The sequence below is a fragment of the Candidatus Infernicultor aquiphilus genome (genome assembly GCF_002784285.1).
Taxonomy (GTDB): Bacteria; Atribacterota; Phoenicimicrobiia; order Phoenicimicrobiales; family Phoenicimicrobiaceae; genus Infernicultor; species Infernicultor aquiphilus.
This window is the reverse complement of record NZ_PFKO01000218.1, coordinates 224-1,277: the sequence shown is the minus strand read 5'-3', so window position 1 is coordinate 1,277 and position 1,054 is coordinate 224. Positions and strand designations below refer to the sequence as shown.

At 30.7% G+C, this 1,054-nt stretch carries 1 pseudogene; it reads left to right on the top strand.

The annotated features are described in order from the left end of the window. Positions 1–10: 10 nt before the first annotated feature. Positions 11–1,054 (top strand): annotated as a pseudogene (locus tag COZ07_RS05690) (DNA methyltransferase); the annotation flags it as partial.

The following is a 1,054-nucleotide window of genomic DNA, read 5'->3' as shown; positions in this document are numbered from 1 at the left end:
GGGTATCAATATGAACACCAAAAAATTACCGTTCCTGCAGTCCCAAATATTGGAACATATATACCTCAAGATATCTGATAAGGCAGAACCCAATATTAATGAACTATCGGAATTAACTGGTTATCCCAAAGATAGTAAAATTCTACTAAACGCAATCCATTTACTAATCGAAAAGGGCTTCATTGAAGATGGGAGCAATTTTAATTTTAAGGTTCCGCAGAGTAGAAAATCTTTTTTCGAAGAAACGATACAAAGGATTAAAAATCAAGATATTAAATATAATGAGGAATTGATTGAGCAGATTGATAAAAAGACTTCTTGGCAATTACCACTTTTTCAGGAGTATCATTCTATAAGCGATTTAAACCGATACGGTGTTGTTCATCACTGGTATGATTATCTTGAGGATTTTCCATATACTCTATTAGAGGAAAGTATTAAGAAATATGGTTTAAAAAAAGGAGAATTAGTTTTAGACCCTTTTTGTGGAAGTGGAACCACTTTGGTTTCGAGTAATTTATTTCAGCTAAATGCAATTGGCATAGATACTAATCCTTTAATGTGTCTTGTTTCTGATGTCAAAACAACTTGGGATATAGATATTAAGACACTAAAAGACACTTATAAAGAAAAAAATAAGAAATTTATTAAGTTATCACAGAATCTTGAAAAATATAATTTTAAGAATGAGTTCTTAAATAAGATGCCAAAAAGGGAATTGAATCAATGGATGAGTCTGAGAATGCAAAAGGAAGTTTCTTTAATGAAGGATTTGATAAATGAAATTGAGGATGAAAAAATACATAAATTATTTATGGCGATGTTAGGAAAATCGGCTTTCGATGCATCTTATGTTGCTCTGTGCCCTGGAACAACATTTTACCCCCATAGACAAAAAGAACCATTTTTTGATGTCTTCTGTAAAAAGATAATTCAGGTTTATAATGATTTGAAACTTGTCCAAAAGTTTAATGCATATGGTAAAACCAAAGTATTTAATAAATCCGCAACAGAATCGAGCTCTTTTATCGAACCAAATTCTATTGATTTTATC